General features: G+C 41.0%; 19 protein-coding genes. 12 read left to right on the plus strand and 7 right to left on the minus strand.

The features are described 5' to 3' along the window. Positions 1 to 116: 116 nt before the first annotated feature. Positions 117 to 728 (plus strand): 7-carboxy-7-deazaguanine synthase QueE, encoded by a 612-nt coding sequence (locus MB380_RS11000; RefSeq protein ID WP_253522226.1) that lies wholly within the window; start codon positions 117 to 119, stop codon positions 726 to 728. A gap of 64 nt (positions 729 to 792) precedes the next feature. Here the strand turns inward: MB380_RS11000 and MB380_RS11005 are convergent, their stop codons facing one another. After that, positions 793 to 1,347 carry a YbhB/YbcL family Raf kinase inhibitor-like protein gene (locus MB380_RS11005; protein WP_253522228.1) on the minus strand — a complete coding sequence of 185 codons (555 nt, stop codon included), beginning with the start codon at positions 1,345 to 1,347 and terminating at the stop codon, positions 793 to 795. 66 nt (positions 1,348 to 1,413) lie between these two features. Continuing rightward, positions 1,414 to 2,925 carry a vanadium-dependent haloperoxidase gene (locus MB380_RS11010; RefSeq protein WP_253522230.1) on the minus strand — a complete coding sequence of 504 codons (1,512 nt, stop codon included), beginning with the start codon at positions 2,923 to 2,925 and terminating at the stop codon, positions 1,414 to 1,416. A gap of 109 nt (positions 2,926 to 3,034) precedes the next feature. Here MB380_RS11010 and polA point away from each other — a divergent pair, with 109 nt between their 5' ends. The 4 genes from polA to MB380_RS11030 all read left to right on the plus strand — a co-directional run bounded on the left by polA (position 3,035) and on the right by MB380_RS11030 (position 8,523). Continuing rightward, positions 3,035 to 5,896: a DNA polymerase I gene (polA, locus tag MB380_RS11015; protein ID WP_253522232.1), complete on the plus strand. Its 2,862-nt coding sequence runs from the start codon at positions 3,035 to 3,037 to the stop codon at positions 5,894 to 5,896. A gap of 157 nt (positions 5,897 to 6,053) precedes the next feature. Beyond that, the gene (locus MB380_RS11020) at positions 6,054 to 6,671 is read left to right on the plus strand and encodes an NTP transferase domain-containing protein (RefSeq protein ID WP_253522234.1); all 618 of its coding nucleotides are present in this window, start codon (positions 6,054 to 6,056) and stop codon (positions 6,669 to 6,671) included. Beyond that, positions 6,671 to 7,570 (plus strand): lysophospholipid acyltransferase family protein, encoded by a 900-nt coding sequence (locus tag MB380_RS11025; RefSeq protein ID WP_253522235.1) that lies wholly within the window; start codon positions 6,671 to 6,673, stop codon positions 7,568 to 7,570. Before MB380_RS11020 ends, MB380_RS11025 begins: the two co-directional genes overlap by 1 nt. After that, positions 7,567 to 8,523, plus strand: a complete 957-nt coding sequence (locus tag MB380_RS11030; RefSeq protein WP_253522237.1) for a glycosyltransferase family 9 protein — start codon at positions 7,567 to 7,569, stop codon at positions 8,521 to 8,523. Before MB380_RS11025 ends, MB380_RS11030 begins: the two co-directional genes overlap by 4 nt. Before the next feature lie 6 nt (positions 8,524 to 8,529). On the opposite strand, the gene nudK is transcribed toward MB380_RS11030, so the two are convergent. After that, the gene (nudK, locus tag MB380_RS11035; protein WP_253522238.1) at positions 8,530 to 9,114 is read right to left on the minus strand and encodes a GDP-mannose pyrophosphatase NudK; all 585 of its coding nucleotides are present in this window, start codon (positions 9,112 to 9,114) and stop codon (positions 8,530 to 8,532) included. A 54-nt stretch (positions 9,115 to 9,168) separates the two neighbouring features. Here nudK and MB380_RS11040 point away from each other — a divergent pair, with 54 nt between their 5' ends. Then, the gene (locus MB380_RS11040; protein WP_253522240.1) at positions 9,169 to 9,921 is read left to right on the plus strand and encodes a DeoR/GlpR family DNA-binding transcription regulator; all 753 of its coding nucleotides are present in this window, start codon (positions 9,169 to 9,171) and stop codon (positions 9,919 to 9,921) included. A 33-nt stretch (positions 9,922 to 9,954) separates the two neighbouring features. On the opposite strand, the gene MB380_RS11045 is transcribed toward MB380_RS11040, so the two are convergent. The 4 genes from MB380_RS11045 to MB380_RS11060 form a co-directional block, all read right to left on the minus strand. After that, positions 9,955 to 11,103 (minus strand): DUF1624 domain-containing protein, encoded by a 1,149-nt coding sequence (locus MB380_RS11045; RefSeq protein WP_253522243.1) that lies wholly within the window; start codon positions 11,101 to 11,103, stop codon positions 9,955 to 9,957. Positions 11,104 to 11,352: 249 nt separating this feature from the next. Continuing rightward, positions 11,353 to 13,377, minus strand: coding sequence for a beta-L-arabinofuranosidase domain-containing protein (locus MB380_RS11050; RefSeq protein ID WP_253522245.1), 2,025 nt, complete (start codon positions 13,375 to 13,377; stop codon positions 11,353 to 11,355). 34 nt (positions 13,378 to 13,411) lie between these two features. After that, complete coding sequence (locus tag MB380_RS11055; protein ID WP_253522247.1) at positions 13,412 to 14,941, minus strand: alkaline phosphatase family protein; 1,530 nt, start codon at positions 14,939 to 14,941, stop codon at positions 13,412 to 13,414. 156 nt (positions 14,942 to 15,097) lie between these two features. Further along, positions 15,098 to 18,358, minus strand: a complete 3,261-nt coding sequence (locus MB380_RS11060; protein WP_253522249.1) for a YCF48-related protein — start codon at positions 18,356 to 18,358, stop codon at positions 15,098 to 15,100. Between the two features lie 495 nt (positions 18,359 to 18,853). Between MB380_RS11060 and MB380_RS11065 the strand changes: the two genes are divergently transcribed. The 6 genes from MB380_RS11065 to MB380_RS11090 all read left to right on the plus strand — a co-directional run bounded on the left by MB380_RS11065 (position 18,854) and on the right by MB380_RS11090 (position 26,512). Beyond that, positions 18,854 to 20,194 carry a Gfo/Idh/MocA family protein gene (locus MB380_RS11065; RefSeq protein WP_253522251.1) on the plus strand — a complete coding sequence of 447 codons (1,341 nt, stop codon included), beginning with the start codon at positions 18,854 to 18,856 and terminating at the stop codon, positions 20,192 to 20,194. A 62-nt stretch (positions 20,195 to 20,256) separates the two neighbouring features. Next, positions 20,257 to 21,513 (plus strand): sugar MFS transporter, encoded by a 1,257-nt coding sequence (locus tag MB380_RS11070; RefSeq protein ID WP_253522253.1) that lies wholly within the window; start codon positions 20,257 to 20,259, stop codon positions 21,511 to 21,513. Positions 21,514 to 21,587: 74 nt separating this feature from the next. Then, positions 21,588 to 22,766 (plus strand): acetyl-CoA C-acyltransferase, encoded by a 1,179-nt coding sequence (locus MB380_RS11075; RefSeq protein ID WP_253522255.1) that lies wholly within the window; start codon positions 21,588 to 21,590, stop codon positions 22,764 to 22,766. 55 nt (positions 22,767 to 22,821) lie between these two features. Beyond that, positions 22,822 to 24,153 carry a hypothetical protein gene (locus tag MB380_RS11080; RefSeq protein WP_253522257.1) on the plus strand — a complete coding sequence of 444 codons (1,332 nt, stop codon included), beginning with the start codon at positions 22,822 to 22,824 and terminating at the stop codon, positions 24,151 to 24,153. Positions 24,154 to 24,161: 8 nt separating this feature from the next. Beyond that, positions 24,162 to 25,022: a glycerophosphodiester phosphodiesterase family protein gene (locus MB380_RS11085; RefSeq protein ID WP_253522259.1), complete on the plus strand. Its 861-nt coding sequence runs from the start codon at positions 24,162 to 24,164 to the stop codon at positions 25,020 to 25,022. Between the two features lie 137 nt (positions 25,023 to 25,159). Next, complete coding sequence (locus tag MB380_RS11090; RefSeq protein WP_253522260.1) at positions 25,160 to 26,512, plus strand: amidohydrolase; 1,353 nt, start codon at positions 25,160 to 25,162, stop codon at positions 26,510 to 26,512. Positions 26,513 to 26,527: the final 15 nt, after the last annotated feature.

Genomic DNA, 26,527 nt, shown 5'->3' on the forward strand with positions numbered 1-26,527 from the left:
CCTTAATTTGTGATTTAATGATGCATTGTTCTAAAAAATCAAGATTGTAAGCAAGCTGCGGCCATGATTGCGCATTAATGCCGGATTATTGATAATTTTGCAAAAAAAATACTTGAATGGTTTCAGAATTAATTAAACTGCCGGTGATGGAATCTTTTTATACCCTTCAGGGAGAAGGATACCATGCGGGAAAAGCTGCCTATTTTATACGTTTAGGCGGTTGTGATGTTGGCTGTGTATGGTGCGATGTGAAGGAGTCGTGGGATGCCTCCATTCATCCGCAATTTACTGTGGATGAAATTGTTGAGGGCGCTTTGGCCTATACAGGCAGAATGGCAGTAATTACAGGTGGCGAACCATTGATGTATAACCTTGATGAATTAACGGCTTCACTGCAAAAAGCCGGTTTTAAAACCAATATTGAAACGTCTGGCGTATATGAAATGAGCGGGCATTGGGACTGGGTGTGTTTCTCGCCCAAGAAATTTAAAACACCACATGAAAGCATCTATAAGCAGGCCAATGAACTGAAAGTAATCGTTTACAACAAGAGTGATTTTGCCTTTGCAGAGAAATACGCGGCATTGATGAATGAAAACTGTATTTTGCTATTACAACCTGAATGGAGCAGGCACCAGGAAATGCTACCGCTGATTATTGATTATGTAAAAGCAAACCCCAAATGGAGAGTGAGCCTGCAAACCCATAAGTATATGGATATTCCATGAAACCTAAATATGCCCCTTCCCTTCTAAAGGGATGGGGCTAAAGAAAATCTCCTTTAAGGTTCAACTATTGCCCATACTTAAAACGTTGCCCGTACATCACAATAGAGGCTATAGCTAAAGCATTGGCATGAAGGTTAAAACCTACTATGGCCGGGCTTGCATTTTTATCTAAATCAAGCTTTGTTTTCAAAGCATAAACTGTAATGAGGTATTGGTGCGGGGCACCCGGAGGAGGGCATGGGCCGCCGTATCCGTTTGTACCATAATCAGTAATGCTCTGGATAGCCTCTTTTGGAGCAATAAATTTGTTTATATCGCCCGCACCGGCCTTCAGTTCCGTAACGTTTGCCGGAATATTGAATATCACCCAATGCCAGAAACCACTGCCTGTCGGGGCATCCTTATCATACATGGTAACCGCAAAACTTTGAGTGCCTTTGGGAATACCTGTCCAGGATAATTGAGGAGAGATGTTCTGACCGGAACAACCAAAACTATTATAAAACTCTTTGATGGTGGCTTGCCCACCAAGGTCATTGCTTTTTAACGTGAAGTTCTGCGCCAATGCCACATTGCCAAGTAGCATCACGAATAGTAAATATACACCTGTTTTTTTCATATCAATTTGGTTTTTAGTTTTGAGTTTATCAATAAATTTTAGACCGAGTCTCTTAAAAACACATACCTACTTTTTATATTGAAGACGCAATGTATTTTTACCAATCATTTTCCCCATTGCCGCACCCTGTTCTATACCATCTCTGAAATGGATACCCCCATAAACCCTTGATATACTGCATTCGTTGGCTGCTTCCCAGAAAGAACTGAATTTGCGGGGCGCACCTACAAAATATTTTGAGTAATCAATAAAATTCTGGTTGTCGCCCATTTTTTCGGTAAGGATGGTAGCCATCGTTGCCGATTGCGCAGAATGCCCCGACGGAAACTCCGGGAATGGCGGGGTAAGCAGGGCTGGTTCCCACTTGCTGTCAATATAGCGTTTAATATACGCAATAGGCCTGATAAAATTCTGCTCGTATTTGGTTTTCCAGCAGGCAATAAAAGTATCATTCAGGCCAATTGTCAGATTACTGTAAAGCTCGGCGGCTACATCAAGGCTTTTCGGATTTTGTTTCAATACCTGTGTAAGAATAGAAATGGAGTGCCCGGGTGCCGAGTAAGTAAATGCTGCGGCGTCGTCCCAGAAATTGGCAATCTGCAGTTTCTTACTGTTGGGTTTTACTTCTTTTGAAATATTGTAGACTTCCATAGCCATCTTATAGAACTGAGAGCTGGGGTAAATAGAAAACTCAACCTTTGGCTTTATATCAACGCCATTCTGGTTTTCAAGCAGAAAAGTGCGGTTTTTCCCCCAATACGGATGCAGCGGCCCTGTGTTTTCGAGGTCGGCCACGCGGTTTATTTCAAAACATGAGGTACAAACAGGCAATTTATAGTTCATGTCATAAGTGCGCATAAAGGTATTATGCCCACCGTCTGTCATGGAATAATTATAAACCCAGTTGGCTATTTTTACACCATATTTTTGCGATTTCTCAACAGTTTCGGTTGGTAATTTTTTTGAAAAATAACTATTGATTGAATCTTTAAGGGCATAGACTTTTTCCATCCAGATAAACGGAGACGACACAAACATTTTGTCGACCATGGTAAACATGGCTGTTGAGGCAGCCAGAGGGGCGTTGAAATCGGTGCTGTCTATAAAGAGGCTGTCGGGCTTTTTGAAATCCTGTAACTGACCCGATAACGAAAAATTGTCGGTGTAGGCTGGTAAAATTGCCTCGTAAGCCGCAATATTAATGTAAGCGGTGTTTCGTGCGGCTACATTGGGGCTGTAGCCCTGGGTTTGTTCAATTAAATCAAAAATGAGCTCATGCCAATGCACCATCAGGTCAGAGGTCTCGTAATTGTATTTACGTTGAGGCTCCTTCTTTCTGAAAGTTGAACCTACATTTGCCGAATCTGCGGCCGATGCGTCGTCAATTTCTTCAATTTCTTCTTCCTGTTGTGTATTTACAGTTGCAGGCTTTACATTTGCAGTTGTTTTAGGAGGATTAGCTTTTTTAGCGGCCGGTACTTGCTTGCCAGTTGTTGTGGATTTGGCAGTTGGTTTTTGTTGCCCAAATACTCCTAAATAAACTATGATTAAAATTCCAGTCAAAAAAGATTTCTTCATAGTTGAGACATATTTATAAAAAAGACGAATATTTGAACCTTATTTCTATTTTCGACAAAAATCTGACTTAGAAAAGGTTTTTGCAACAATTTTTTAGACAATTTAAGTAATGCCGGACAAAAAACTATTTCTTCTTGATGCGATGGCCCTTATTTACAGGGCCCATTTTGCATTTCTGAAAGCACCAAGAATTACCTCTAGGGGACTGAACACCAGCTGTGTTTTTGGCTTTGCCAATTCGTTGCTGGAGGTGATTCAGAAAGAAAAACCTACACATATAGGCGTGGCTTTTGATTTGCCCGGTGGCACTTTCAGAAATACAATGTACCCTGAGTACAAAGCTAACCGGCAGGAACAACCCGAAGATATTACCGTAGCCATACCTTACGTAAAAAAACTGGTAGAAGCGATGGATATACCCACCCTGATGTTGCCAGGCTACGAAGCTGACGATATTATTGGTACGTTAGCCAAAAAAGCAGCAAGAGATGGTTTTGAGGTTTACATGATGACGCCCGACAAAGACTACGGGCAGTTGGTAGAAGAACATATTTACTTGTATAAGCCTGCTATTCTGGGTAAGGATGTTGAGATAATGGGGCCCAATGAGGTATGCACCCGCTGGAACATAAAAAATGTAGACCAGGTGGTGGATATACTTGGCCTGATGGGCGATGCCGTTGATAACATACCCGGCGTGCCTGGAGTTGGCGAAAAAACCGCCGCCAAACTGGTAGCAGAATACGGCACTATTGAGAACCTGCTTGCTAATAGCGACCGGCTGACAGGAAAACTGGGTGAATCGGTAAGGAATAATAAGGAAATAGCCTTGCTTTCTAAAGAACTGGCTAAAATAGAACTGAACGTACCCATAGAGTTTGAGGCCGACAGGCTGAAAATTATGCCGCCTCACGTAGAGTTACTTTCGCCGTTGCTTGATGAGCTTGAGTTCAGAACCTTAAGAAAGCGGCTTTTGCCAGACGAACCTGGAGCAGCACCAGCACCCAAAGCCACAGGCAGTGCAGATGCCGGCAAAAAATCGGCTATAGGCGCCAAGTCAGGTGAGCAGATATCTTTGTTTGAGTCGGCGCCGGCCGGAAATCTTTTTCCGGAAGAGCATGAAGAGGGCTTTGCGGCGCATTACGCTTCTAATAAAGATACCATTGAAACAGTTGTACATGATTATTATCTGATTGATACGCCAGAACTCCGTAAAAGCCTCATTTATTATTTATCGCAGCAGGATGAATTCTGTTTTGATACTGAAACTACCTCGGTAGATGCCATTGATGCCGAAATAGTAGGTATGTCTTTTGCCTACAGAAAAGGAGAGGCCTATTATATACCTATGCCTGAAAATCAGGAAAAGGCATTAGCCATTGTACAGGAATTTAAAGAGGTTTTTGAGAACGAAGCCATTATGAAAATTGGCCAGAACATTAAGTATGATTTGATGATTCTGCAAAATTATGGCATTGAAGTAAAAGGCAAACTGTATGATACCATGCTGGCCCATTATATTATTGAGCCAGAGCAAAGGCATGGTATGGATTACCTGGCCAATGTTTATCTGAACTATGAACCGGTTTCTATTGAAACCCTGATTGGTAAAAAAGGCAAGACGCAGCTATCTATGCGCCAGGCCGAACCAGAGAAAATAAAAGAATATGCCGCGGAAGATGCAGATGTAACCTTGCAACTGAAACAGGTATTAGCGCCAAGGCTGAATACGAGCCAGCAGCAGGAAAAACTAATGGCCAATGTTGAAATGCCTCTGGTAACGGTTTTGGCCGATATGGAAATGGCAGGGGTGAGGGTAAGCATGGAGACACTGCACGAAATGTCGCGCGTGCTTGATACTGATATTCAGGAAATTCAGGGGAATATTTTTAAGCTGGCCGGTGGAGAATTTAATGTGGCGTCGCCGAAACAATTAGGCGAGATTCTGTTTGAAAAACTGAAACTGGACAAAAACGCCAAGAAAACCAAAACAGGGCAATATGCAACCGGTGAAGACGTGCTGTCTAAGCTGGAAAGCGAACATGAAATTGTAAGAAAGATATTGGATTTCCGTGAGTTGGTCAAGCTGAAAAGTACTTATGTTGATGCCCTTCCTGCACTGATATCGAAGAAAACGGGAAGAATACATACTTCCTATAATCAGGCTGTAGCTGCTACGGGTCGTTTGAGTTCAACTAACCCGAACTTGCAGAATATACCGATTCGCACGGTGCGTGGCCGTGAAATCAGAAAGGCATTTATACCAAGAGACGAAAACCATGTGATACTTTCTGCCGATTACTCGCAGATTGAATTGCGTATCATGGCTGCATTCAGTGAAGACGACAGTATGCTTAATGCCTTCAACCAGGGTATTGATATTCACTCAACTACGGCTTCAAAAGTGTTTAAGGTAGCTTTAGACCAGGTAACCTCTGATATGCGCCGGAAAGCCAAAATGGTAAACTTCGGTATTATTTATGGTATTTCGGCCTTTGGATTAGCACAGCGCCTGGGGATTCCGAGAGGTGAAGCCAAAGACATAATTGATGCCTACTGGGTTGAGTTTCCGAAGATTAAAACCTTTATGGATAATGCCATCAATAAAGCCCGCGAAACCAAATATGTTGAAACCATTATGGGCCGACGCAGGTATCTGAGAGATATTAATTCTCAGAATCAGGTAGACAGGGGCTTTGCTGAGCGAAACGCCATTAACGCGCCCATTCAAGGTTCAGCAGCAGATATGATAAAGGTTGCCATGATTAATATTCATGACTTTATGAAAAAAGAAAAGTTGCAGTCGAAAATGATATTACAGGTACACGATGAGTTGGTTTTTGATGCCCTTAAAAGTGAGGTAGATTACCTGAAACAGAAGGTAGATGAACTCATGTGTACGGCAATTCCGTTACCAGTAAAGATGGAAACCGGTATGGGTGTTGGCAGCAACTGGCTGGAAGCCCATTGATATTGAAAATTTTTAATTTAAGTAAATTTTATAACCACCATAATGGTTGCTTTCATGTACCGGTTGCAGCACCTAATAGTTGGGTGTGTAAACCGTGCAGAGGCTCTGGGGTTATATAATCTAAAACAGTGCTTGTTAGTCACTTTAAGTAGAGTAAATGAACGTAAGTATAGTTATTTTAGCAGCAGGGGGGTCTACCCGCATGGGCGCCCCAAAACAATTGTTGCATGTTGAGGGGCAATCGCTTATGAAGCGTGTAGCAGAAATGGCCATGGATACACCCTGTTATCCGATTGTGGTAGTGCTGGGGGCTAATAAAGCGTTGGTGCGTAAAGAACTGGAGCGTATGCCTGTTACCCTGATTGATAACCCAAACTGGCAGGATGGCATGGCCAGTTCGCTAAAGATGGGGCTGGTTGGTGCCTACATGACATTTAAAGACCTGGAAGCCGTTATTTTTCTTACAGTAGATATGCCTTACGTATCTGTTGAGCTGATAGAACACCTGATTAAGAAAGCACAGGAAAACATGAGCACCACAAACGAAACCCCAGACATAGTGGCTTGCCATTATGATGGGCAGCTGGGGATACCTGTTCTTTTTAAAAGAAATATGTTTAACGATTTACTTGAGCTGAAAGGAGACACCGGAGCCAAAAAAGTGATAATGGCGCATCAGGATAAAACCGCTAACATAGATTTTCCGCAAGGTAAATTTGACCTTGACACAATTGAAGAATACAGGAATTTTTTGTCAAATTTTAATCAGAACTAATGCAGGCAGTTGGTTATTATATTTCGTTACCTTTTCTATACTTTATTTCGGTTTTACCTTTTCCGCTGTTGTATCTGCTTTCTGATTTTTGCTACCTGATAATCTATTATGTAATTGGTTACCGGAAAAAAGTAGTAAGAACGAACCTGAAAAACAGTTTTCCTGAGAAAAGTGAAGCTGAATTGTTGGCAATTGAAAAAGACTTCTATCAGTATATTGTTGATTTTTTTCTGGAGATGTTCAAGTGCCTTACTATATCAAAAGAGGCGCTGCTGAAAAGAGTAAGTATTGAAAACCCGGAAGTAGTATTGGAGCTCTATAAAAACGGGCAAAATTGCATCGTTTCAACGGGTCATTACGGCAACCATGAGTGGGTAAACCAGGTGTTGCCATTTCTGCTTCCGTTTAAAATAAAAACGGTTTACAGAGTACAGCACAACACTTATTTTGACCGGATGTTTCTTGATTTCAGGTCGAAATACGGGGTTGAAATGATTTCGATGGAAGAAGCGTCAAAAAAAATCACAAAAGCAGAAAAAGACCCTTTTCTTCTGCTGCTTGCCAATGACCAGTCTGCTCCGCCAGACAGAGCATTCTGGACGATGTTTCTGAATCAGGAAACTTCATTTTTTATTGGTACAGAAATATTTGCGCGTCGATTCAACATTCCGGTGGTTTATGGCTGTATAAAAAGAGTAGGCAGAGGCCAATACAAGGCTGTTTTTGATATGATCAGCGATGCCCCCAACACATTGCCCAAAGGTGATATTATTGCAGCACACGCGCAAAAGCTGGAGCGGGATATAAAGGCGGACCCATCGCCCTGGATGTGGTCTCATAAACGCTGGAAATACAAAAAAGTAAACGGCCAATACATTGATTTAAATTATAAAGAGTGAAAACTAAGTTTTTAATCTTACGGTTTTCTTCCATCGGAGACATTATACTCACCACACCCGTTGTGCGGTGCCTGAAACTGCAATACCCCAATGCTGAGGTACATTTTGCTACCAAAAAGCAATTTAAGGTGCTGGTTGAGAATAATCCGTATATAGATAAGTATTTTCTGCTAGATGGCCCGCTGAATAATTTTGTGGAAACCCTGAAAGCAGAGAACTACCATTATGTAATAGACCTGCATAATAACCTGCGTACATCGGTTATCAAGTTTCGGTTAGGAAAACCTTCGTTTGGCTATAACAAGCTGAATTTTGAAAAATGGCTGCTGGTTAATCTAAAAATCAACCGTATGCCAAATGTGCATATTGTAGACCGAAACCTGAAAACCGTTGAAAGCCTGGGTGTAATAAACGACAACAAAGGGCTTGATTACTTTATACCCGAACAACATAAAGTAAATCTATCTCAGGTTATTGGTGATACGCCTTCATTTGTTGCCTATGCCATAGGCGGGCAGCATTTTACAAAAAAACTACCTACCGAAAAAATTATTGAATTGTGCAGTAAAATTGATAAAAAAATTGTGCTGCTGGGTGGTAAAGAAGATGAACCCAACGGCGACATAATAGCCAATGCAATGGGTAACAAGGTCTATAACGCCTGCGGTAAATATAATCTAAACCAGTCGGCCTCTATATTGCAGCAGGCTGAATACGTAATAAGCCATGATACCGGCCTTATGCATATAGCATCGGCACTAAAGAAAAGAATAGTTTCTATCTGGGGCAATACAGTACCTGAATTTGGTATGTATCCGTATCAGACACAATTCAGTATTATTGAAAACAAGGGCCTGCCATGCAGACCCTGCTCAAAAATAGGGTATAGTAAATGCCCTAAAGGCCACTTTAAGTGTATGAATAACCTCGAAATAAACAAAATTGAGTTTTAGCGATTATCAATTATACTTTATTAATTGGTTGATTTGCGCATATTGTAGAAGCATAATGGTTTTGCCGTCCTTAATTTCACCGTTCTGCACCATTTTCATTGCCTTGCTAAAGTCTAGTTCCAGCACGTCAATGTCTTCTTCATCGGTTACCCCGCCACCTTCGGTTACTTTCTGGTCTTTGGTGTATTCGGCCACAAAAAAATAAAGGATTTCAGTTACAGACCCCGGCGACATATAGGCCTCAAATACTTTTTGTACCTGGTTAATGTGGTATCCTGTTTCTTCTTCTGTTTCGCGTTTAATGCAATCTTCCGGATTATCTTTGTCTAACAAGCCTGCACATGCTTCAATAAGCATACCGCTCTCGTTTCCGTTTACGTAGGTAGGTATCCTGAACTGCCGCGTAAGTATGACCGTTTTGCTGTTGTTGTTATAAAGCAAAATTGTTGCGCCATTACCTCTGTCGTAGGCTTCGCGGCTTTGTTTTTGCCATTCTCCGTTTTTCTTTTGCCATTCAAATGTTACTTTGCGAAGAATATACCAGTTATCTGACAAGACCTCGGTACTCAGATTTCTAACTTTAGGATTCATTTTGATTGTTTGTGTTTTATTTTGATTACTTTTGAACAAATGTAAAAATTAAGTATGAATTTTCAAGAACGAAAACACATTATTTTAGAAAAAGTGGAAGAATCTGGCTCTGCTGATGTAAAAGAGCTGGCTGTTCTTTTGAATACCTCAGAAATAACAGTTCGCCGTGATCTGGCCGCACTTGCCGAAAAAGGGTTAATCTACCGTACACACGGCGGGGCTATGAAAATTAGTCTGGCCAAAGACCCGGTAAGCTTTATTAATAAATCGGCCACGAGAAGCGAACAGAAAGACCATATCTGCCAGATAGCGGCTTCATTTATACAAGAAGGAGACGTGGTGTTTCTTGACTGCGGCAGTACTGTTTACAGGTTATGTCCGTTTATCAGAAACATGAATATAAAGGTTGTTACTAATTCTATACCTGTTGTTAATGCACTGCTCAATTCGGCAGTAAGTTTGAATTTTGCGGGTGGTGAAATTGATATGGAACGGCAGGCAAGCCACGGCACTGTTGCAATTGAGCATTTTGCAAGATACCGGGCCGATAAGGCATTTATAGGCGTAGACGGTATTTCTATAGCCACAGGGCTGAGCGCTTCCAGCGAGAAAGAAGCAGAAATATCAACAACCCTGGCCAGATACAGCCGGGAAACTTTTCTTTTGTGCGATTCTACCAAATTAGAAAAAGATAAGTACTTGCCGTTTGCACCATTAACTATGGCGCAGTATCTGATAACCGATAAAGAGGCAGATGCAGAACTAATGAAGCGCTATGAAAGCTACGGCATCAGGGTATTGAATTAAAAAAGGCCCGAAAACCGGGCCTCAATTATAAAATCATAGATATCTTAACCACTTGTTTTCTTTATGCTCTGCCTTGTAGCTGGCATACCACTTACACATCGGATACAGCAACGCAACAATACCAAGCCAGATAGGGTATATGTACCAGATTTCAAGACCTGAAGGGGCTTTGGGTTTTCCAAACTGAAACGAACCGAAAACAAGGTCTTTGAACTCAAAACCCTGAAAAAACAGCATCACTAACATTGCTGTATGAATAATGTACCAGTGGATTAAGTAATAAAACAGTGGTACTTTACCATAAGTGGACACTATCTTAATGAATTTGCCATGCTTATTGGCACTCACTGATAAGATAATGAAACAAATACCCAGTGTTACTAAAGTATATAAAAGAGAAGGCGGATATTTGGTTACATTGAGGAACGACATAATCACTAAAACCGGGTCACGGTCAATTTTCCAGGGTATAGGGTCTCCGTAAATATTTATGTATCTCAACACAACAAACAAGAGCAGCGAAAGCCAGCCCAACTTATACAGCAGGGTTTTCCGTTTACGGGGCGATAAGCTGAAAACGGTTCCACCAAAGCCATAACCCAGCAGCATTATACCAAACCACGGTATTGGAGGATAACTAATTGCAAATACGTGGGTATCTGACAACTGAAAAACAGAAAACGTAAATAAAGGTGCCAGGTAAGAATAGGGTGGCTGGTTAAATGGCAATAAGCCTAATAGATTATGCAGGAAGATAATTGCTAAACCAATAATCAGAATGGTTTTTGAACTTAAACGAATCAGGGGTGCCAGAAGAATAAAGCCAATGCCAATTGCGCCGATAACCTGAAAGAACAGCGTTCGGAACTTCAGGTCAAACCATATACCTAGCCCGACTATCGTAAACTCAAGCAAAACCAGCCAAAGGCCTCTGCTAACAAGAAACTTCTGGTTTTCTTTCAATTCAGAGTTTTGAAATGACAAATAAGCAGATACACCAGATAAAAACACAAAGGTTGGCGCGCAAAGATGGGTTATCCAGCGAGTAAAAAATAAGAGAGGAGTAGTAACAGACAAGTCGGTAGGGTCTGTCCCTATGTGAAGCAGGTCCCGGGTATGGTCTAATGCCATAATAATCATAACAAGACCCCGCGTGAAGTCAATAGAATTAATTCTTCGCATTTTCAGTAAGTTGGCTATAGGTTCTTTCCAGGTAGGTTAGAAGCGTTATTCATCTCAATACAATTACTCAGTAAAACTTCTCCGCTTGAAAGTGAAAGAAACTTTTACAAATACAATTTTATTAAAAAATATTTAAATTAAAATGCTTTACGAAAGAAAGTGTATTTTCGTTGCGTCAGGAATTAAAAAAAAATCACCTTTACAAATTTTCAGGTCTGTAAAGGTGATGTATGGGTATCTGTAAATGCTTTATTTAACAACCGGGAAAGCCACAATTCTTAACTTACTACAACCATAAGGAATAAGCGTAATGGTTTCTTCTTTTTTATCTACTTCACCCAGATAAATACCGTCGCGCGGGGTAACCGGTTGCCGGGCAACGCCTTCTACTAATTGCCATGCAGGTATCTTTTTACCTTTTGCTTTTATTTCAACAGGGGCATTGGCGCTGTTCCAGACAAAGGCATCTGTTGGCGGCTTTACCACAACGCTTGTATTTTCTACAGGTTTTTGAATAATAGAGAGGGGCAAACCGTAATTCCAGTCGCTTTTGGGCTGAATTTCATAATAAGTGCCTTCTTCTTTTATTTCTTTCTGCGACCAGCTTTCTTCAATTTTAAGTGCATAAACCAGCGGCCCTCGTTCAATGGCCTTTGAGTTTTTTGCCCAACTGGTTGTTTTAACTTCCATTGGTAATTGCAGGGTAAGTTTGTCTCCGTTTTTCCATACACGTTTAATTCTTGCTATATTTCCACCTTGTTCGGTTTTCAGTTTTTCACCATTGAGTATCAATACGGCTTCCTTGCACCAAACAGGAATGCGAATTTCTAATGGAAAATCAACCGCTTTGGGTGTACTGATTGTAAAATTGATTTGGTCTTCAAACGGATAACCGGTTTCTTCAGCTATGCTTATTTGGGTGCCGTCGCCTACTTTGGCTGTTATGGTGTTAGGAGCAAAAAGCAAGGCGGCCAGCCCTTTGTCTGGGGTGGCATACCACAGGTGCGACGTAAATTTTGTCCAACCCTGGTGCATATTAGCAGTACAACAGGTGTAGCCCGCATAAGGACCAAATACATTGCACATACCACGCCAGAAAGGCAATGAGAAATCAAAAACCCCACGACTTACCTGTACCTGATTGGCTATTTGGAAGTATTGGCGCGAATTAAAGTCGTCGGTAGTTTGCGTAGGCAAGGCGTTATAGGTCATACGTTCAAGGGCATCCATGTAATGTGGGTCGCCGGTTACTGAAATCATTTGTTCCATTGAAAACATGGTTTCAACAATAGAGCAAAGTTCTATGCCCTGGGTGGGATCGTTGCCATGTAAATCTTCATCGCCCGAATACATACCATTTGGCAAGCCGTGCAGCGTCATGATGTCTGTCCAGCCGGTTTTCAGACTTTTAAGTAAATCAGGATTCTTTGTAGCCTGATAATAAATAGCTGGCAGCTTAATGCCCATGCCCACGTTAACTGCGTGCCTGGTCATCCATTTTTCGTCTGTCTGGTTGGCGGCGGCCTGCATTACCCAGTTGCGTTTACCCAGCAGGTCTGTCCAGGGTGTAGTTTGCTTGTAAATGGTATCGCCAAGCTCTAACAGAAATTTCTCGCCTGTCAGGTTATACAACCAATAGACTGACATCAGGTTGTCTCCACCGCGCGCCTCTGCCCATTCTGTCCATTTCGCAAGCGGACAGCCGTTAAGGCTATTATATTGATACTTAAAGTACCTGCTCAGGCAGTTTATCACCCGCTTGTCGTTTGTAGCCGTATAATATTGCTGCAATACCTTTATCATCACCATTTTAGGCCACCAGTCTTCTCCCTGGCTACAATCGGTCATGGGTTTACCGGCTCTTTCAGCTTTTGTTATGCCGCCAATGTATCCATTTGGTCGCTGGTTTGTTATTACCCAATCAATGTATTGTTGTACTTTGGCTTTCAGCTTTACATCATCAAGCAAATAGGCCAGAGGTACTGCGCCATCGAGCCAATAGGGGGTTTCTTCCCAGGCATCACCCTTACCGCCCAGCCAGCCGTTATCTTTCATCAGTTTGGGATAATATTCATCCAGATGCCCGGTGGTACCGTCTCGCATTATGGTCAGTTGCTTATGCAGCCAGCCTTTTGGTTTTACCGCACCCAAGGGCAACTCTATGTATTTTAGTGGCGCAAGAGGCGCTTTATTGCCGATGTAAAAAGAATTTTGCGCCTCAGCCTGACCTACAGACAAGCCAATTAACAAAATGCCCAGCAAGTTTTTTTTCATGGTGTTATTTAAGGTTGAAAAGATTAAATCAGCATTATTTTGATGTACGCGTTACTTTAGAGAAATCAAGGTAGCGATATTTACCCAGAATTGTTTGCTGCAAGGTTAGTTCATAAGAACCACCATCATAAATTGCTTTGGTTTTTATGGTTTCTACTTTTACGGCGGGCTGTTTGGGCGCATTTTTACTATTCAGTAATTCATAAAAAACGCGGCCGTTCATAGAGGCCGGAATAGGTAGTTGATGCAAATGTAATATGGTAGGGGCCAGGTCAATATTTGAGGTGGGCAGGCTGCTTTCATACGCTTTTTTGAAACTTGGGCCATAGGCCAGAAGCGCTATATGCACTTCATAAGGGCTCATGCTGCCATGCCCGGCTACGCCTTTGGCATAGCTTGTGCCAGCGTAGCCTTTGTCATTCTTATCATCATTCCAGTTGTAGTCAACCAATATGTCGGCAGTGCGGCTTGGGTGGTTCCAATGAATGGTCTCAAAAGATAAGGTGCCTTCAACAATGCCTTGTGTGCTTCCGGGTTTTGCTGCTTTGGTGTAAATACCGCCAACCCATTGCTGCGATTGCAGGCGACTAACAATTGATTTGATTTTACTTTTGTCTTCCACATAAATGGCACCTTCAGTTACGATTACGTCTTCACTGTCTTTATTTTGTTTCAGGCCTTCTTTAATCAGGAAATCAACCACATTGGTTTTGCCGATGAAGGTTGCAAAACCGTGGTCAGCTGAAATCAGGATATTGAAATTATTCGTTAGCCCTTTTTGTTCAATATCAGCCAGAATACGCCCGAACTGTTCGTCTACCACTTTGATTGATTCCATGGCGTAGTCTGAGCCAATGCCAAAAGTATGGGCTGTGCCGTCGGGGTCTGTAAACCATACAGAACTGACAAGGGGGCCATCCAGGGTAATGGCATATCTCATAACAGCATCGGCAATCCATTTATTAAGCTGCGTATTGGGTTTTGGTTTTACACTAGGTGGAACAGGGCCCACTTCGCTCAAAACTTTAGCTTTTAAAGATTCTGGTCTGATCATGCTTGTTGAGATAACCGCGCCATTACCTATTTTATGATTCTGTAAAAGAGCCGAACCGGTTGAACCTGAGCTAAAAACCATCATTTTTTTTCCTGCCTTGGTCAGAATCTCTCCTAAAGATATAGCTGTAAGCAAATTTCCGTTTTCAGAATCATTAATTTTATCCAGATTTTCGGCATCACCGGTGTTCAGGCCCTGTGTTTTATTCACAGCAGGGAAAAACACCGTATTACCCATTAAACCATGCGCTTTACAATAGCCGCCTGTTGCAAACGAAGAAGCATTTACTCTGGTAACAGTTGGGAACACACTATGATGTTGTTTACCATAAGCGGCTTTCTTACTGAAAGCGTATAAATTGGGCATGGCCTCAGGAGTAATGTAATCCGGCCGCAAGCCATCAAAAAATATAATCAGGGTTCGTAGTTCTTTGGTTTGCTGTGCCGGGGCAGTAAAACAGTTTACCAATAATATAGCAAAGGCCAATGCCTGCCGCAGTAGAGATTTCATAGATGGAATGGGTTTCAGGTTATCGGACAAAAAACAGGGTATAAACCGAATGGATATTCCTTCGGTTTATACCCGCTAAAATACTGGATTAAAATATATTCAGGCTATTTTTATGCGTGAATAATCTGTTAAATCCTTTTGTAGTTTTTAAGACTATTACTGCCTGATTACTTTGTTAGATACCACAGACCTTGGCGTTGAAACTCTCAGGATATAAAGCCCGGTCGGTAAGTCTGCTATATCAATCGTATCAGAATCATTTGTTATTTGCCTGAGTAAAGCCCCATCTGTTTTAAAGATTTCTTTTTTAATAATTTTATCCGGGGTAATGATTTTTATAAAATCATTAGTGGGGTTAGGATAAATCAGCAAATTACTTTTATTCTCGGGTTCGTTTGAAAGTAGAGTTCCGTTAAAAAAAGTAAAAGGCTTTGAGAGATAGGTATTAGAACTTGTGATAGCTTTAAATTGTCCTTTATAATAAGTATTGGGTTTCAGGTTTATCAAAACAGCAGATAAATTAGTAGTAACAAAATAGTTACCCCCTGATTCTTTACTTTGTGCTTTTACCGAATCAGTGAGAACACCGTTTTCTCCATAAAGAAACTTGGTTCCGTAAATACTATTCCATCCGGTATACAGCAATGCTTTCAAAATAGTTGTTTTCGAATCGAGAAATTCAATATCAGTAGGAATAATTTCTACCTTCTGAGTTAATGAAAATAAATCAAGAGGTCCATACACAATTTCATCTCCAATCGTAAATTTCAATCTTGAATAATATAGTTTTTCAGGGTCGAGATTTGACAATTCTACTCTTATATTCGCTGAAGAAGTCCCGGTTGGACCTTTTATACCAGAAATTGTTTCAATCTTTGGGGTTTTAAATAGCCTTGTGGTGTCATACTCATACACAATATTTTTAATGCTGTCATCCGGGACTCGAATCCACCCATTTATATATACTATTCCATTACTCACTGATGGGGGGTGTATGTAAAGAGAATAGATTGGCAGTGTTTTATAATATAGTATTGGGTCAGAAAAAAATGTCTGGTTATTTGATTTTACCCTTAGCCTGGTTACATAACTGGAGTCAGGGGTGAGGCCTGTGAGTTCGACTTCAATTTCCTTCGATTGCAGTGCCTGAACCGAATCCGGTTTAGCTTTGGTAAGTTCATTGAAAACGTTATTTTTCCCATATTCAATTGCAATATCAGTAACAGATTTAAAGTTGGAAATTACACGCGCTTTAAATTTCCCTTTTCTGCTCCCTATGATGCTTCCCTCATAAGACATAAATAGCTCAACCTCCTGTAGGGTTCTAAAATACGAAGTGTCAGAGGTTTGGCGTTTGCCATTGTAATCAAACGAAATAAAAAACCAGTATTTAGTGCCCGATTTCAGATTCTTGATATTGAACGCTTGATTCCTACTACTATTAGGCGCAAGGGTAGATTCACTTGCGGCTAAAACCATACGGCTTTCATCACTATAGCCATATTCTAACTTTATATTGCTTATAGGTAAGTAATTGGCAAAAACTGTACCTGACACTTTGGCATCAAAACATCCAATATTCTCAGCACTTAAAGGTACTTTCACGCCATAATCTTCTATTTTTATCTTGCTTCTTATAAGCATTCCGTTAGGACCAGCGCAATAAATATTTTCTGAATTTGCATAAACTGCACTAATGCCCGCATTTAATGGATAATCCGTACCCTTCCATGATAGTCCACCATCTATTGTATAATAAATTGGGCCTGTTAATCCTGCTGAGAATCCTACATTTTCATTTATAAAGAATATTGACTTTACCTGATTACCTGGCATTACATGGTCCTTCCAGGTCCTGCCTTTATTAGTGGTTCTTAATAAAATTTTGCCATTAGAAGAAACATAGGCTACTGAATCAGTAACCCCATTAATATCTTTATAATAATCATTAATATCCGACAGCAATGTCCAGTCCCACCCACTATTAATAGTCTTGTACAAATCTCCATTCCTTATTCCTATACCATTCTCAGTATCAAAAAAATGCAGTTTAGTAAAATTGCCGATATCACTTGTTTTTGAGTTCCAGTTTTGTCCTCCATCTTTAGTGATTTTGAAATAATTAACAGAATTATTAAAAGTAGCAGATGCTGCCCACGTGGTTTCAGTAATAAAATAAAAAGCATGAGTATTCATGGTCCCGTTAATACCATCAAAAGGTTTGATTATTTTCCATGTTTTGCCCCCATCTTCTGTTTTGTAAACTAACCCATTCATTACAACCACTCCTTTATCATCTGAAAAAAAACGTAGTTGAGATAGATGATTTTCAAAATCGTACTTTTCTGCCCATGTATTCCCTTTATCCTGTGTTTTATAGAGTTTCCCGGATGATGAAGTAAAGTATCCGATACGACTTGAAGAAAAAGTTATATGATTAATGTCATTCGCATAAAGCGAATATGGCTGCCATGTTTTACCTCCATCTGTAGTTTTAAAAATCGCTCCTTTGTCTCCTCCTGCAAAGCCAATGTTTTTATTCAGAAAATAAATACTGTTTAGTGAGATATTGATTTTTACACCCCCAGTTATAGATTTCATATACAGGGTTTTGCCTCCATCAGATGTAGTATTAATTAAACCATCTCCACTTGCCAGAAAACCATTATTTTCATCAACAAAACTAAAGCTATTAATGGCAACCGACAGATTTTGTATTGTTGACCATGTTTCTCCACCGTCAATGGTTTTTATTATTGAATTATTCTCTCTAGATGCGTATCCAACTTTATCATTCAAAAAATACACATTTCTGAAGTCTGTTGATACGTAATCCTGCATTAATGTCAATTTCCAATTCTGGCCTTTATCTTCTGTTTTATAAATCCTCCCGTCAGTGGTCAACAAAAGCCCAGTTACATCAGTAAAGAAGTAAACTTTAGATATCTTTGTATTGGCTAGTTGTGCAGAGAAATATCTCCAGACCGTCCCATTGTCTGCTGAAAAGTATATAAAATCACTGTCACTAAAACCAATTTCAGAATCTGAAAGAATAATTGCTGTATGGCTTGTTTCATAAATAAGAGCTGAAGGCAGAATATCCAACTTTTTCCATGTTTTACCTTTATCTAATGTTAAATGTACAGCATTCTTCTCCACAATAAGACCTTTGGTCCCTTTAAATTCAATATCTACCGGACTTGAAACCGGATAATTAATCTCCCAGCTTTCACCTGCATTATCTGTTTTTAAAAGCTGATTCTTAGTCAAAATAAAACCTTCCTTTTCTGATATAAACGTCATATCGATAATATCACTTCCGGAAGGTTTAGGATTAAGCCATTGCCAGTCAAACTGCGCAAACGAAATAGAATGAAATACAAAGAAAATGAGTGCGGAGAGTAAATAATTTTTCACAACAAAATTGTTTTAGATGGTTATTACATCGTTTTTTTTTAGCAAATAAAAAACACATCAAGCAAAATTAATGCTTTATGAGGTAATTTCATCCAAGACAATAAACATAATTTTTTAAAGTCAGCTTGAATCAAGATTATGAAGAATACTCTGTAAATTCGGGTAAGTCTTCTATGTCAATTGTATCAGAATCATCTGTTATTTTCCTGAGTAAAGCGCCATCTGTTTTAGAGATTTCTTTTTTGATGATTTTATCCGGTGTAATAATTTTTATAAAATCATTTGTGGGGTTAACCGGGTTAATTTGCCGCTTCCTGAAAATCTTTCAGCCAGCTTTTTTAGCTAGACCGGTGTATCCAATAGTCAATATTATTAATCGGCGGTATTATTAAAATAAGGCTGTAAAAGGCCGCAAAAAATAATATTTATAACCTAAACTTTTGAAATTGAATAATTAGTCTATTTTTTTGCAAAACTAATCTCCTAACATAAACTATGAATAGACGCGACTTTATCGGTACAACCCTTGCCTCCTCAAGTATACCATTTATTGTAAAAAAGAACCCCACCGAAGAGAAAAAAGTAAGACTTGGTTTTATTGGCGTTGGCCTCAGAGGCCGCACTCACCTGCAACAGGTGATGTATCGCCCCGATGTGGAGGTTCCGGCTATTTGCGACATTGATAAAAACTCAATTGCAGAGGCAAATAAAATATTCCAGAAATTTAATAAAGCCTTGCCTGTTGCCTACACAAAAGGTGAAAGAGATTTTGAGAACATGGTAAAGCGTGATGACCTGGATGGTATTGTAATTGCCACCCCTTGGGAATGGCACGTACCCATGGCCATTGCCGCCATGAAAGCAGGCAAATACGCAGGCGTAGAGGTGTCGGCAACGGTTACATTGCAGGAATCGTGGGATCTGGTTGATACCTACGAAAAAACAGGCTCGCACTGCATGATTCTTGAAAACGTATGTTACCGACGTGACATTATGGCCGTGCTCAACATGGTTCGTAAAGGTATGTTTGGCGAGTTATTGTATGGCCATTGCGGGTATCAGCATGATTTGCGCTTTGTTAAACTGAACGATGGCAAAACCGCGCATGGCAAAGGTGTTGAATTTGGAGAAAAAGGATTTAGCGAAGCCCGCTGGAGAACCCAGCACTCGGTTGACAGAAACGGAGATCTTTACCCAACGCATGGCCTTGGCCCTGTAGCACACTGGATGGACATTAACTATGGTAATCAGTTTTTATACCTTACGTCAATGGCTACAAAAACACGCGGTTTGCATAATTATATAGTTGAGAACGGCGGCCCCAACCACCCTAATGCAAAGGCAAACTTTAAACTGGGCGATATTGTAACTACCACTATACAATGTGCTAACGGTGAAAACATTGTAATTATACATGACACCAGCAGCCCACGCCCGTATTCACTGGGTTTCAGGGCGCAGGGAACAAAAGGTATTTGGATGAACGACGGCAACCAGATTTATCTGGATGGTGTGTCTAAAAAGCACGATACCTGGGAGCCATTTGCTGATTATCAGAAAGAATATGACCATCCGTTATGGAAGCGTTTTGAACAGGATGCGGCCAATGCCGGACATGGCGGAATGGACTTTTTTGTTATACGCGCATTTATTGAATCTATTAAAAAGAAAGTGGCTCCGCCAATTGACGTTTACGATGCCGCCGCCTGGAGTGCCATCAGCCCGCTATCTGAACTATCAATTGCCAGAGGCAGCTCTCCGGTTGAAATTCCTGATTTTACCCGTGGCAAATGGCGTACACGCAAACGCACGTTTGGCCTTAACGACGAATATTAAGAGTAATCAATTACCTAAACAAATATTTTACTTATCAGCAAACTGATTTTAACCCTATTATTATGGAGCAAAACAATAAAAGCTATCTGATGCCATTAGTAATGATTGGTGTTTTGTTTTTTACCTTTGGTTACATTACCTGGACCAACGGCACCCTCATACCTTTTCTTAAAATTGCATGTGAGCTAAAAACAGACACACAGGCATTTTTGGTTACTACGGCTTTTTATATGTCTTATTTCTTTTTATCAATACCATCTTCTATAATACTTAATAAGGTAGGTTTTAAGAATGGCATGGTAATAGGGCTAATAATTGTGGCTGTTGGCTCGCTGGTTTTTATTCCTGCCGCCAATTCACGTAAATTCGAACTCTTCCTTGCCGGTTTGTTTTTGCAGGGTACAGGTCTGGCACTTTTGCAAACCGCGGTAAACCCTTATGTGAGTATACTGGGGCCAATTGAAAGCGCTGCCAAAAGAATCAGCATTATGGGTATGGCTAACAAACTGGCGGGTATTCTGGCGCCAATTATTCTGGGTGCTATTGTACTAAAAGGAATAGGCGACATTGAACACAAGCTGGAGGTTACTAAAAGTGCTACTGAAAAAGAAGCGCTTCTGAACGAATTGGTGCAAAGAATTAACACGCCGTATTTGGCGCTGGCAGTTGTGCTTGTTCTGGTTGCTGTATTGTTCTGGTTTTCAAAATTACCTGAGGTAAAAGAAGAAGAAGAACAAACGGCAGGTGCTCAGAAAAAAGACTCAGTTTTTGCTTTTCCGAATCTTATACTGGGTGTTATGGCCATTATCTTTTACGTTGGTGCAGAAGTAATTGCCGGCGACGGTATCGGCCAGTACGGTAAAAACATAGGCATCAGCCTTGACGAAGCCAAAAACTTTACGTCATATACTTTAGGGGCCATGCTTGTTGGTTATCTGATAGGCATAGTGGCTATACCTAAATATATAAAGCAAGAGAATGCCCTTAAATACTCGGCTATTCTTGGTATAGGCCTTACAGTTGCCGCAATTTTTACAGAAGGCTATGTGTCTGTTTTCTGTATTGCTTTAATGGGTTTATCTAATGCTTTAATGTGGCCGTCTATTTTCCCGCTGGCTATTAAAGGATTGGGCAAATTTACAAAAATCGGTTCGGCCTTGTTGATTATGGGTATCGGACCCGGTGGCGGAATTATTCCGTTGGCATATACGGCCATAGGTGGCGAGGCCAATCCGCAGAGAGGATTCTGGATTATGGCAGTTTGTTATATTTTTATTTTGTACTATGCAATTGCCGGCCATAAGAAAAAAAGCTGGTGAAATTTTTTGTCATAAAATTTGTTTAACTGTTGCAGATACAACGCTGCAACAGTTTTATTTTTTAATAAATACCTATGAAAAAGGCCTATATCTTATCTGCCGTGCGCACGCCAATCGGAAGTTTCGGTGGTGCGCTTTCATCAGTTCCGGCTCCGAAATTAGGAGCAATTGCTGTTAAAAAATCCATTGAAAAAGCCGGAGTTTCTGCTGACGATGTTGATGAACTGTTTTTTGGTAATGTGTGCCAGGCAAATGTAGGGCAGGCACCTGCGCGTCAGGCTGCTTTATATGGTGGGTTATCGGCCAAAACCAATACCACAACCATAAATAAGGTTTGTGCCTCAGGTATGAAATCGGTTATTTTAGGCAGCCAGTCGATTGAATTGAACGAAAACAATATAATAGTGGCAGGGGGAATGGAAAACATGTCGATGATTCCGTTCTATCTTGAAAAAGCTCGTTATGGATATGGTTACGGAAACGGTGTTTTAATAGACGGCCTTGCTAAAGATGGCCTTACAGATGCTTATCAGCCATTGGCTATGGGCTGTTTTGGTGATGCCACCGCTGCCAGATATAACATAAGCCGCGAAGAACAAGACAACTTTGCGATAGAGTCGTACAAGCGAGCGGCAGCTGCCTGGCAGAGCGGAGTTTTTAACAATGAAGTTGTGCCTGTTGAAGTAACCGACAGAAAAGGTAACGTGAAAGTAGTGGCAGAAGATGAAGAGTTTAAGAACGTAAACTTTGATAAAATACCAGCCCTAAAGCCAGTTTTTACCAAAGATGGCACCGTTACAGCGGCCAATGCTTCAACCATTAATGACGGAGCGGCGGCATTGGTTTTATGTTCGGCTGAAACAGTTGAGCGTGATGGTCTGAAGCCGGTAGCCAGAATAATTGCCTATGCAGATGCAGAGCAGGAGCCGGAATGGTTTACCACTTCGCCGGTTTATGCGGCTCAGAAAGCCTTGAAAAGAGTCGGACTAAGCGTAGCCGATATTGACTTTTTTGAAGTTAATGAAGCATTTTCTGTAGTTCCTATCGTATTTTGCCGCGAACTTGGCATTAGCTACGATAAATTGAATATCTTTGGAGGTGCAGTTTCGTTGGGGCATCCGCTTGGTTGTTCAGGTGCAAGAATTATTGCTACTCTTATAAACGTACTGCAACAAAAAAATGGCAAATATGGTCTTGCTGCTATCTGCAACGGTGGGGGTGGTGCAAGTGCTATTGTTATTGAGAAATTATAAATAACGCTAAATTTTTCGGAAAGATGTGGCCATGGCATCTTTATTATGATTAACTATGGAAATAAGTTCTAACAGTTCTACTGATTTACGTAATTTTTTCGGCTCTGCTCAGAGTCTGGTTAGGGCAACTTCTACCGGCCGTCTTGATATTATGGGGGGTGTAGCCGATTACTCCGGCTCAATGGTATTACAGATGCCAATAAAAGAAAAAGCCACTGTTACTATTGGTCACAGAAATTATAATCAGCTTCATATTAAAAGTCTTGACCTGACAGAAAACAACGAAGTTTTTATAGATCTGGAAGAACTGCCAAGAGACTATGAAGAAGCCCACAGATATTTATTTGAAATGGAAGGCGGCGACTGGGCATCTTATCTGGTTGGCTGCTACCTGGTTTTATTGAAAGAAAAAAATGCCCGGCTGGGTGGTCTGGATATTCTGATACAATCTGAAGTTCCGTTTGGTAAGGGGGTGTCTTCATCCGCAGCTATAGAGGTAGCTATGTTTAAAGCTCTCGGCGAATTGTATTCGATTGATTTTTCTGGAACCGAACTGCCGCTTCTTGCACAAAAAGCAGAAAACTTGGTAGTAGGCGCTCCTTGCGGCCTGATGGACCAGCTTACCTCGTACCTTGGCAAGCCCAATTATCTGCTACCTATTTTATGCCAGCCCGATAAGGTTTACCCGAGCATAAAAATACCCGATAATTTGTATTTTGTAGGTATTGATAGCGGTATACGCCACAAAGTGGGTGCGGCATCTTATGGCGATGTACGCACGGCCGCATCAATGGGTTACTCAATTATAGCGCAAAATCTGGGGGTATCAAAGCAAGATCTGAAAGTGGCAGAAAGCAATCTTTTGCCTTATTCGGGTTTTCTCAGCAATATTTCGCCTTCGCAATACGAAACTAATTTTTCTCGTTTGCTTAACTCAATGTATGGCAAAGAATTCATGAACGACTTCGTGGTGGTTACTGATCCTCTGGCACACGTGAAGGCAGATACCTACTATAATATTAAGGCCAGCACCGAACACCCGATTTATGAAAACATAAGGGTAAGGCTTTTTACGGAAATGACCAAAGTACTTAATAACCATAATTATGTAGACCTGCTGCCGCTGATGGGCGAATTGATGTATCAGTCGCATGAGAGTTACAATAAGTGTGGTCTTGGTGATGAACACACCGACATACTGGTTGAAATTGCCCATGCCAAAGGAGCAAAGTCTGGTGTATATGGAGCCAAAATAACCGGTGGTGGCAATGGCGGAACAGTATGCCTGATGGTATATGGGGTTAAAGGACTTTTAACAGCCAAAGAAATTCTTAATATTTACCAGAAAGAGACCAATCAGGAAGGACTTGCGTTTTTTCAAAGCTAAAATTACTTATGAGATACCTATATCTGTCTATTATACTTTTTGTTTTTAGTTGCAGAAGTGTTCCGCAAAAAACATTTATTCCTGTTCCGAAGCAGGGGTTGGTTGAGTATTTGAAGTATAAACCCGGATTCAAACCGATGGTTTCATCGCATCGGGGCGGGGGCGATATCCCGGGGTATCCTGAAAACTGCCTAGAGTCTTTCGCTTATCTGGCAGGTAAAATTCCTAATATCATTGAATGTGATATTGAAATTACCAAAGATAGCGTGCTGATGATGATGCATGACAACTCGCTTGACAGAACCACCACCGGGAAAGGCAAAATTATCAATCAGAACTGGGCCGACATGAAAGACCTGAACCTGAAAGACAATGCAGGCAAGCTGACCAGTTTTAAAATTCCGACATTAGAACAGGTACTCAAATGGGGTAAAAATAAGGTCATATTTACGCTTGACGTAAAAAGAAATACACCCTATGAAAAAGTAGTGGCTATGGTGAAACAGCTACAAGCCGAAAACTACTGCGTTATTATTACGTATGATGTTAACCAGGCCAGAAAAGTTTATAACCTTGACCCAAACCTGATGATTTCGGTAACTATCCGCGACTTGAAGGAATACGAAAGACATCATGAGGCGGGTATACCAGATAAAAATATGGTAGCTTTTATAGGAACCCGGGAACCCAACAAAGAATTTAACGATTTTCTGCACCAGAAAGGTATTGTTACCATACTGGGTACCTTAGGTAACCTTGATAAAATGGCTGGAGCAAAAGGTGATAACCTCTATAAAGAATTTGTAAATAAAGGGGCTGATATTCTCTCTACCGATAGAATGATTGAGGCCTACAAAGCTATTCAGTAACAATTGCCAGTAAATTTCTAAAAGCTAAATAAACCTTTATGCCCGACGTTTTATAAGCTTTTGATTAGTAAATGTTTTCAAATACAACTATACTGCAACAGAAATCTATAAACAAGTACCTAAACTATATTTCATCAATGCGAAATCTACTGATTACACTCCTTACAGCTACTTGCAGTGTGGCGGTGGGGCAATCTTCACTGAAACCAAAAATAAGCGCTGGTGCCGATGCCATTGAAAAGAAAGTGGTAAGCTGGCGCAGAGATTTTCATGAAAACCCTGAACTCGGCAACCTTGAATACAGAACATCAAAAATTGTGGCCGACCATCTGCGTTCACTGGGTATTGACGTACAGGAAAAAGTAGGTGTTACGGGTGTAGTTGGCATTCTGAAAGGAGGTAAACCTGGTCCGGTTGTTGCCTTGCGTGCCGATATGGATGGCCTGCCTGTTACAGAAAGAGTAGATGTGCCGTTTAAATCTAAAGTAATGACCGAGTATAACGGTCAGAAAACCGGGGTTATGCATGCCTGTGGGCATGATTCGCACGTGGCTATTCTGATGGGTGTGGCAGAGATTCTGTCGTCAATCAAAAGCGAGCTTGCCGGTACGGTAAAGTTTATTTTTCAACCGGCTGAAGAAGGTGTTTATGACCCTAAATTGCTGAAAAACGGAAAATCGGGGGCCGAATTGATGGTCATGGAAGGAGTTATGGAAAACCCGAAGGTTGATGCCATTTTTGGTCTTCATATCAGCTCGGTAACAGAAGCCGGAAAAATTGGGTATCGCCCCGGGGCAACCATGGCGGCGGTAGACCAGCTGGGTATAAAAATAAAAGGCAAGCAAACTCATGGTGCAAACCCCTGGCTGGGCATAGACCCGATTGTAACGGCATCGCAGATTGTGCTGGGGCTGCAAACCATTGTAAGCCGTAATGTAAATATTACCGAAAACCCGGCCATTGTTACAGTTGGGGCTATACATGGAGGCATCCGCCAGAATATCATTCCGGAGTCGTTGGAGATGATTGGTACCATCCGCACCTTTGCGCCAGACCAGCGCCAATTGGTTCATAAAAGAATCAATGAGATAGCAACCCACATTGCAACCAGTGCCGGAGCAGTAGCTGAAGTAAAAATTGATACGGGGTATCCGGTTACTTATAATGACCCTGCGCTTACCGAAAAAATGATTGGTACCCTTGAAGGAATTGCAGGTAAGGAAAACGTAATTGTGCAGGCTGTACAAACCGGCGCAGAAGATTTCAGTTTCTTTCAGCAAAAAGTACCAGGTCTTTTCTTTTTTCTGGGTGGTATGCCCAAAGGACAAACCAACCCGGCGCCACACCATACCCCAGATTTTTATATTGACGAATCAGGCTTTACGCTGGGCATCAAATCGCTGGCTGGTTTAACAGTCGATTACTTTGAAATGAATGCGCCTAAAACCGTAGAAGCAAAGCCAGGCAAAGGCAGAAAAAAAAGTAAATGATATCAATCATATTTG

It is taken from the genome of Emticicia sp. 21SJ11W-3 (genome assembly GCF_024138715.1).
GTDB lineage: Bacteria > Bacteroidota > Bacteroidia > Cytophagales > Spirosomataceae > Emticicia > Emticicia fluvialis.